Origin of the sequence: Sinomonas sp. (assembly GCF_036848755.1) — a bacterium.
Classification (GTDB): Bacteria; Actinomycetota; Actinomycetes; order Actinomycetales; family Micrococcaceae; genus Sinomonas.
Genome location: NZ_DAIUJO010000135.1, coordinates 1 through 8,760 on the forward strand (window position 1 = coordinate 1; position 8,760 = coordinate 8,760).

The following is an 8,760-nucleotide window of genomic DNA, read 5'->3' on the forward strand; positions in this document are numbered from 1 at the left end:
GACCCCGGCATGCAGCACCGCGACCGATCGATGTCCTTAGTCGCTTGGAACGGAGGCGGCGGGAGACGCGATGCAGGTGGCGAGGGTATCGGATCCGGCGAGTGATGCGGTGTCGTTCACGCTGCTCGACGGGAACGGCGTCGTGGCGCGGCTGAACGCTAGCTGCGGTGTCTGGCGGAGACCGCGGACGCGGGACACCCACGGCTCGAGGACCGCCATCCGCGGCGAGCCCGAGTTCGAACACCGAGCGCGCCGAACCCTCGAACAGATCAGTCGCCGCTTGAGAGCAATAGGAGCATTCACCTTTGCCGGAAGCCACCCCTGGCAGCGTCCCGAAGAGCGAGGAGGGCTGCCAGCGCAAGACCCTCGCCGACAGTCGCAGCCGGGGGCCGCGCGGTCACGACAGCCCCCGGCCTTGAGCGGCTCCAGCGCCTGCTGGACGGCGATGGCCGTGTTCAAGCCCCCGGGGTGACGCGGCTGCGGGCCTCTGGCGGGACCCGGCCCGGGCTGGAGCGGTGGATGGGGCCGAATCATCCGCTGGTGCTGCTAGCCTTCCGGGCATGGCCGAGAGCAGGATGACCGAGAGTGCCGGCGAGCACTGGGTGTGCGCCGTCCTGGCCCGCATCGGGTGGGCCCCGGCGCTGGTCCGCGACGCGCTCGAGCGCACCGACATCCTGGCCGTCCAGACCGAAGCCGGTGCCCGCCGGACCATAGAGGTCCAGGTCAAGACGGCCAGCCCCAGCGAACGGCCCAACTGGCTCCTGGGCCCCAGAGCACAGCAGGCCGCACTGTCCCGGCACGAGTGGTTCGCCCTGGTCGCCCTCCAGGACAGCCCTGCCCTGGCGCCGCGGACGTTCGTCGTGCCCCGCGACCACGTCGCAGCCGCAGCCTGGATCCACCGCCAGGACTGGCTCACAGACCCGGGAGCACCGGCCGGGAGGCGGAGGACCAGCGCCGCCCAGGCACGCGTCCAGGCCGAGGTCTTCGAGCGCTACGAGAACTGGTGGGACCTCCTCGGCACGCCCACCGACCAGGTGCCCGTCATGCTTCCGGAACGCTTCCGCGACCTCGCCCTCGACCCACGGGTCGGGCTCCCCGAGGACCACCCCTGGCAGATGGGGCTGCCCGACTGGACATAGGCTCCTGTTGCGAAGCTCGGACCGAGCGCGCTTCGCCCCGAACCCGACAAGACGACACAACCCTTCCACCGAATGCCTGCCCTTCGTCCTAGTCTCCTGCGTCCCCCTCCAGCTCGCCCAGGAGCGTTTCGGCGGCGCGCAGAGCCGCGGACGCGGCGTCGAGCTGTGCCCTGAGTTCGCGGAGGAGGCTCCGTGGCTCGGCGGCGGCCTTGGGGCCGATGAAGTGGCCCCCGCGGGGGCCGCGGGTGGCCACAACGGCGCCGGAGGCCTTCAAGGGCTCGAGTGCCTGTTGGACGGCGCCGTTGGAGGCGCCGCCGAAGCGGCGGCGCAGCTCGCCCATGGTGGGCAGCCTATCGCCCTCGTCGCCGTCGGCGATCAGGGCCTGGACCTGCTCGCGGATCCGGCGGCTCAGGAGAATGGAATCGGTCACGCTACAACATTACCTCTAAAGCACGTCGTGCTTAAAGGGTGACGTAACGATTCTTATCGGCCTTAATTCTAGTCTGCGGGGGAGCGGCATTTCGGTCCATTCACGGTAGCATGGCGGTCATGATCACGACCTCGCTGTCCGACCTGAAGGCGCACCTCTCGGAGTACGCCGAGCGCGCCGAGCGCGAGCACGAGCGCTACACCGTCACCCGAAACGGGCGGCCGGCCGTGGTCATGGTCAGCGCCGACGAGTGGGAGGAAGTCCAGGAGACCATCTTCTGGCTGTCCCAGCCCGGCCAGCGCGAGCGGCTGGCCGAGGCGGCGGCAGACGTCGCCGAGGGCCGGGTGCACGGCGAGGACGACGCGCGCGCCCTCCTGGAGCGAATGCTGGGCCGTCAGTGAGCGGGTACACGCCGCTCCTGACGGAAGCCGCCCTGCGCGCGCTGGCCGGGCTCTCCCCGAGGACCGCCGGGCCGCTGCTGGCCTTCGTCTGCGGCTCCCTCGCCGGGGACCCCCGGCATCGTTCCCACCAGCTGCGCGGGGAACTCGCCGACTGCCGCTCCGCACGGCGCGGCGACTACAGAGTGCTCATCGTCCTCGACGAGGAGTCGCGCACGATGAGCGTGGCGGACATCAGCCCTCGCACCACGGTCTACCGGACAAGCCAACGGTGCGGTTAGCCCCTGCACTCCGGAATCAGGAATCGCCTTCTGGCTCGTCCAAGCCGAACCCCGTTGAAGAGTCCTTTCAGCTCGTCCAGGAGCACTCCCCATTCGGTTCCGAGTGCAAGGAGGTCTCGGACGGACGCCTTGCCGTCAACTCGGCGAAAAGCGAAACCGTCATCCATGGGGGAAGCGCCCGGAGCCTCTGACCCATCTCGTCGTTCCTGCCGGCCCTCGGGCTTCATGCCGTTGCGGGGGCTGGGCCCGACGTGAGGGCCACGGTGCGGAAGCTGCAGTTGCCGCTGGAGGAGTCGGGGGTGTTGGAGGTGCGGGCGGCGACGCGGTAGCGGTTGCAGTAGGACTCGTGGCAGAGGTAGGAGCCGCCTCGCATCACGCGCCCGGCCCCGATCGTGGGGCCCTGCGGATTCTCCCGGGGCGAGTTGCGGTAGTACTTGGGCAGGAACCAGTCGCGGCACCATTCCCAGGTGTTGCCCGCCATTTCATAGAGCCCGTGGCCGTTCGGAGGGAAGGTCTTGACGGGGGCGGTGCCGAGGAAGCCGTCGTCCTCGGTGTTGACGGTCGGGAACGTGCCCTGCCAGATGTTGCAGCGGTGCTGGCCGCCGGGGGTGAGCTCGTCGCCCCAAGCGTAGCGCTTGCCGACGAGGCCGCCGCGGGCGGCGTATTCCCACTGGGCCTCGGTGGGCAGGCGGCGCCCCGCCCACTCGCAGTAGGCCTCGGCATCATGCCAGGACACCTGAACCACGGGATGGTCGGGGACTTCGGTCCAGTGGGAGAGCGTCCCTCGCGGGTGGGCCCAGTCCGCTCCGCGGACGTTGAGCCACCAGGGTGCGCCCGCGGCGGCGCCGACCACGTCGTCGTCGTTCGCCTTGACCAGGAGGTGGAAGACGGCGGAGGTGCCGTAGCGTTCGGCCTCGGTGCGGTAGCCGGTGGCCTCGACGAAGGCTGCGAACATCGCGTTCGTGACTGCCGTGGCGTCGATCCGGAAATCGGGGACTTCGACCTCGTGGACAGGGGTCTCGCCGTCCGAGGGGTAGCCCTCCCCGAACGGGTCTCCCATCTGGAAGAGGGCTCCCGGAACGGCGACATCCTCATGCTGACCGGCGGAGGCGGTGTTCTGCGGCGGGAGGGCCAGAGGGGGGAGGGCAGCACTGCCGGGGCGTTCTGGCATGCAGCAGTCGGGGGTGTGGGCCGATTCTGTCGTCGGGTCCATGGCTCCTTCTCGACGTCTCTGCACTCTTTTTGTCCGACTCTAGCGTCGAGTGGGCGGTGGCTGGCATTGCCGCCGTTGCCCTTGGACTGCAAGGGGCGATGCTGCGCCACCCCGGTCTGCGCGTTCCGGCGATTCTGGCCCCCGTCCGGCAGCTCCGGGCAGCAGGGACTTCCCCCAAATCCAGGAGGGGGTGGCGGGGCGAGCTCGCCCCGCCACCCCCCGAAGATCGCACTGGAGCTCATCCGGAGGCGAGAAGGCCCGAATGCTGTGTCCGCGGCCTCTTCCTCCATTGGCCCTGGTCTCGGTGGGCTGATACAGAAAGGGCGCGGTGCGGTCCGGCGTGCCCGTCACGGCGCTCTCCCCCGGCCTGGGACGGTTTCACTGCTCGTTCTCCTGGGGGAGGAGCAGCGCGAGGAGCCTGAGTGCACGTTCCCTACGGCTGCACCAGAGCGTCCTCATGGCCCATCGAACAAAGGCCAGGAAGACGGGCAGTGAGCGCTCTATCGACTCCATCGCCGCCGGTGCTCTGCCTCGGACCGGCGGCCTGCCGGGCCCGCCCGATGCGGGCTGGACGTTCTGCCAGTCCGTCTCCGATCGCTGCGCCTGCCCTTCATGCGCACTCCCAGACACTCTCGGGCCGACCAATCAAAGGGGGTCAGTGAGTCCGCAGGATGGCGCCCAGCGCCTCGTCCTCGGAAGGCTGGACCGCGTCGTCGCCGACAGCGATTGTCACCGTGCGCACTTCGCCGGTGTAGGGATTGCCCCGGTCGCGGTTGTAGCGTTCGCTGACGGGAGTTCCCCAGTCCAGCCCCACATTGAGGCTCTCGATGAGAGAAAATCCGAACGGGACCGTCCTCTCCAGGCGACCGTGGCCGGTCTCGACTCCGTCAACGAGAACCGTGACGTCACCCCCGCGGCCGAGTCCTCCGCCGTCGTAGTCGAAGCGGACTTCGACAGTGTGCTCCCCCGGCGGCACGACGCCTTCACCGGCGACGTGGGTTTGTTCGACACCCATGTAGTTGTGCACGTAGGTCGGACGTCCACGGTCGACGAAGAGAGCCCAGCCGCCGAAGCGTCCGCCCTGTGCTACCAGGACCCCGTCGCTGTCTTCGCCGTCAGCAACAATGACCGCGGTGACTGTGAAGGAGGCGTTCTTGACGTTCGGGACCGCATCTTCGGGCAGCCGGCGCATCGACGGGACAAGGGTCATCGTGGACGGCGCCAGCTCCCGTCCGCTGAGCTCGGGCAGGAGCCGCTCAAGGAACCGGTCGTCGAGCGGCAGCACATCGTACTTCTCGGCCTCTTCCAAGAACAGGCGCTTGAGCTCCTCCAGCTTCTCGGGGTGCTCTGCGGCGATGTCGCGCGCCTGCGTCCAGTCGGTGGTGGTGTCATAGAGCTCCCAGCGGTCGTCCTCGAATGCATTGAGCTCGATCTGGCCGACTGTCCAAGGGGTGCGGTGCTTGGTGACTGCCGTCCACCCGTCATGGTAGATGCCGCGGTTGCCGTGCATCTCGAAGTACTGCGTGAGGTGCTGCTCGGGTGCATCCGCGCTCCGGAGGCTTTCCAGCATCGACACGCCTTCGATGCGGTCTTGCGCCACCCCGTCGACAGACCTCGGCTGCGGCAGCGCAGCGGCCTCCAGGATCGTCGGGGCGACGTCGATGACGTGGTGCCAGTGATGACGGATGGCTCCGCGGTCGGCGATGCCCGCTGGCCAGTGCACCACTAGCCCGTTGCGCGTGCCGCCGTAGTGGGACGCGACCTGCTTGGCCCACTGGTAGGGGGTGTCCATCGCCAGGGCCCAACCGACGTTGTAGTGGGCGGCCGCGGTGGGGCCGCCGATCTCATCGAAATGCTCCAGGATCCGCTCGGTCGTGTCCGGCAGCCCGTTTAGACGCAGCATCTCATTTAGGGTGCCCTCGATGCCGCCCTCGCAAGAGGCGCCGTTGTCGCCGAGGATGTAGAAGATGAGGGTGTTGTCGAGCTCACCCAGCTCCTCGAGGGCGTCCACCAGGCGGCCTACTTGGGCGTCGGTGTGCTCGGCGAAGGCGGCATAGGTCTCCATGAGCCGTTCGGCGACTCGCTTCTCGTCGGCGTCAAGCTCGTCCCAGTGCGGGGCGCCCTCGGCCCACGGCGCGAGTTCGGCGTCCGACGGCACGATGCCGAGCTCTTTCTGCCGGGCCAGTGTGCGATCTCGCTGCACGTCCCAGCCGTGCGAGAACTCCCCGCGGTACCGGTCGCGCCATGAGCGGGGGACCTGGAAGGGGGCGTGCGTGGCACCGAACGGGAGATAGCAGAACCACGGGCGGCCCGCGTCGAAGTTGCGCACGCCACGGATCCAATTCCTGGCCTGGTTCACGAGATCCTCGGAGAAGTGGTACCCCTCGGCCTCGGTTGCGGGCGGGTCGATGTAGGCAGTGCCCTCGATGAGGTTCGGGACGAACTGGTCGGTTTCCCCGCCGATGAACCCGTAGAACTTCTCGAAGCCCTCATTGGTGGGCCAGTGCGTGAATGGCCCGGCGGGGGTCACCTCGGCGTTCGGGGTCTGGTGCATCTTGCCGAAGGCGCCTGTGGCATATCCGTTGAGATTGAGCATCCGCGCAAGCGTGGCTTTGCTGGGCGAGCGCATCGCGTCGTATCCGGGCCGGTCGGTGGAGAGGTTAGTGGTCGTGCCCATCCCGACGCTGTGATGGTTTCGACCGGTCAGCAGGGAACTGCGGGTGGGGCTGCACAACGCCGTCGTGTGAAAGCGGGAGTAGGTGAGGCCCCCGGATGCAAGACGCTCGGCCGTGGGCATCCGGCACGGTCCACCGAATACGGACGAAGCGCCGAAGCCCATGTCGTCGAGCAGCACGACGAGGACGTTCGGCGCGCCCTTGGGTGCCCTCGCTCCGGGGCTAACGGTCAGTTCTTCTCGGTTCACGCGATTCCTCCAAATTTCAGACCAAGCGGCGGCCGCACCTGCCTCCGACAGGCGCGCCCGCCGCTTACGATTTTGAATTCAGTACTGCAGATCCTGCTCAGCGCCGGCTGGCAGGACGGATTCAGCGCCGGCCGGCAGGACGGACTCAGCGCCGGCTGGCAGGACGGACTTGGCGCGGCGGCTCCGCACTTGGTCGATGTAGGACGCACCTGATTCGAGGTCGGCCAGGCTCCGCCCTTTTGTTTCGGGTGCCAGGAATCCCATGACGAGGAGATTGACCGCAGCCGCTGCGGCAATAATCACAAAGATTGTGATGCCCACATTGGCGTACAGCGTGGGCAGTGTAAGCGTGCTCAGCACGCTACACGCCTTGCCGACCATGTTGATGACGCCGACGGCGCGACCACGGATTCGGGTCGGGAACAGTTCGGGAGCCCACACATAGTAGACAAGGGAGGAGCCGCCGTTGAGCAGCACAATCATCACAGCGAAGGCGAAGAGCGTCAGTGGCACCGAGCTGATCCCGAGATAGACCACCAGGCCGCCCAGGCCTACCAGCGCGGTCGCTCCTATGCCGACGGCCCGTCGCCCGATGCTCTCGACGAGGTACAGGCAGACCACCAGGCCGAACAATGCAGCAATCAGTTGGAATGCCGCAGTGAACAGCAGCGGCGTATACGGGCCCGGGTGTCCGAGCAGTCGGGTGATGAGCGTTGGCTGGTAAAGAACGATGGCGGATCCGTAGAGGTTGTTCAGGCCCCAGTAGATCGCAACGCATACCACCAGGAGGACGAAGGGCATTTTCAGCAGCTCTCGGAACCCGCGCCCGACGCTGAGGTCGTGGGAGGGCGGAAGGACGACGTTCGTGTCGCCGTCTTCGGCCTCATGGGCGTATCGCCAGGACCTGAGCGCTTCTGCCGTGCGACCGCGCTCGGTGAGCCAGTAAGGGGACTCCGGGGTGTTGTGCCGAAGGAAAAGCAGAATCACTGCCGGGACCGCACCAGTGGCAAGCGCCCACCGCCAATGCTCAGACCCACCCCCGAGAACGTATAGGGCCAAGGTGACACCGACTGCCACGGCTCCGCCCGCGGTCCAGGCAACCCCGCCCAGAGCAGTGAAGGTGCCGCGGCGCCGGCGTGGGATGAATTCGGCCAGCAGCGCGGCCGAGGGCGGCATGTCTGCGCCTATCGAAAGCCCGACCAGGACCCGCAGCGCAATCAGCTGCACCAGGCTGCCGACGAAGAGCGTGCCGACGCTGCCCACGACGAAGGCGATCATGGTGGCGAAGAAGACCGGGCGCCGGCCGAATCGGTCGGTCAGCGGTCCGGCCAGGACCGATCCGAAAGCCATGGCCCCGAACGCGGCAGCAGTGAGGAGGCCCACCTGGGCGGGGTTCAGGTGGAATTCCGGCGTAATGGCGAGCAATGCGCCGCTGAGCACCAATAGGTCGTAGCCGTCGACGAAGTAGCCGCCGATTGCGGTGAGGCCAATGCGTCGCTGACGATGGGTGAGCGGGCCGGCGTCGAGCGCGACCGAAGTTGAAACCATGATCGTCCTATCTGGACTAAAGGGCGGGTGGCTGATGACACTTGTCTGCGGGATTTTCCGCTGGAGCTGGAATCGAGGCACGCCCGGCCATTTTTCACATATGTGCGTCCTCGAACATCTGTGCAAAAACGGTAACGTGACCTGAGACACAAAGTCAATGGGTCAAGCACCATGGGCACACCGGGGGCTACGCGCCCCTGCCGCCCTGCCGTGGCGTCGAGCCTTCGGACCGCTTGATTGGCGCAAAGGCACCAGTGCCGGCTTTGCACCAGCATGGTGGGGCGGCCGCGCCGGCTGATGGGCCGCGACGGTGCCAACGGGGCCGCACAACGCGCCTGCCAGGCGAAGGTCGCAGCGTCACAAGGCCGCAGGCGTGCTGCTGCGGACAGCGTCACCGCCCAACGCGGCGCATGAGCGCACTGCCCCGCGCTCCGCATGCGCACTCAGCAGCAGTGACTGGCGTGGGCTCGGCCTGGGCTCTCGGAGCGGCTGGGGGCGTGGCAGGCTGTCGGCGCGGCGGCACGGGTCATGGGAGCACGCTGACTGATGGCGAGCAGGGCGGCCGCGGAGTCGTTCAACGCCTCCCTCAAGCGGACACCCTCGCCGGGGCCAAGGCCTTCCCCGACACCACGGCCGGCCGCCGCACGGTCTTTCGCTGGCTCAACCGCTACAGCACCATCAGGAGCCAAGGCCCCTCTCCGACGGGGCCGTGGCCCGGCTGGGGACGGTCTTCGGCACAGACGACCCGACCGGGCAGCTCAAGCGGCGTGGGAGGCAAAGGAACAGCTCCGCGTCCTGCTCTCCTCCGGCTCGCTCGAGGAGGGCGGC

The 8,760-nt window shown here is 67.9% G+C and carries 7 protein-coding genes; 3 read left to right on the plus strand and 4 right to left on the minus strand.

Features of this window, described 5'->3' with window-relative positions; all coding sequences use genetic code 11:
• Positions 1-560: 560 nt before the first annotated feature.
• On the plus strand, positions 561-1,139 hold the full coding sequence (locus tag V7053_RS16410) for a hypothetical protein (protein ID WP_334173345.1): 579 nt from the start codon (positions 561-563) through the stop codon (positions 1,137-1,139).
• A gap of 88 nt (positions 1,140-1,227) precedes the next feature.
• Here the strand turns inward: V7053_RS16410 and V7053_RS16415 are convergent, their stop codons facing one another.
• A complete protein-coding gene (locus V7053_RS16415; RefSeq protein WP_334173346.1) occupies positions 1,228-1,569 on the minus strand; it encodes a hypothetical protein in 342 nt (113 codons plus the stop codon).
• 119 nt (positions 1,570-1,688) lie between these two features.
• Between V7053_RS16415 and V7053_RS16420 the strand changes: the two genes are divergently transcribed.
• Complete coding sequence (locus tag V7053_RS16420) at positions 1,689-1,970, plus strand: type II toxin-antitoxin system Phd/YefM family antitoxin (RefSeq protein WP_334173347.1); 282 nt, start codon at positions 1,689-1,691, stop codon at positions 1,968-1,970.
• Positions 1,967-2,248, plus strand: a complete 282-nt coding sequence (locus tag V7053_RS16425) for a type II toxin-antitoxin system RelE family toxin (protein ID WP_334173348.1) — start codon at positions 1,967-1,969, stop codon at positions 2,246-2,248. Before V7053_RS16420 ends, V7053_RS16425 begins: the two co-directional genes overlap by 4 nt.
• 223 nt (positions 2,249-2,471) lie before the next feature.
• On the opposite strand, the gene V7053_RS16430 is transcribed toward V7053_RS16425, so the two are convergent.
• From V7053_RS16430 to V7053_RS16440, 3 genes are all read right to left on the minus strand, one after another.
• Positions 2,472-3,461 (minus strand): formylglycine-generating enzyme family protein, encoded by a 990-nt coding sequence (locus tag V7053_RS16430; protein ID WP_334173349.1) that lies wholly within the window; start codon positions 3,459-3,461, stop codon positions 2,472-2,474.
• A 655-nt stretch (positions 3,462-4,116) separates the two neighbouring features.
• Positions 4,117-6,384 carry an arylsulfatase gene (locus tag V7053_RS16435; protein ID WP_334173350.1) on the minus strand — a complete coding sequence of 756 codons (2,268 nt, stop codon included), beginning with the start codon at positions 6,382-6,384 and terminating at the stop codon, positions 4,117-4,119.
• A 78-nt stretch (positions 6,385-6,462) separates the two neighbouring features.
• Positions 6,463-8,013, minus strand: a complete 1,551-nt coding sequence (locus tag V7053_RS16440) for an MFS transporter (protein ID WP_334173351.1) — start codon at positions 8,011-8,013, stop codon at positions 6,463-6,465.
• Positions 8,014-8,760: the final 747 nt, after the last annotated feature.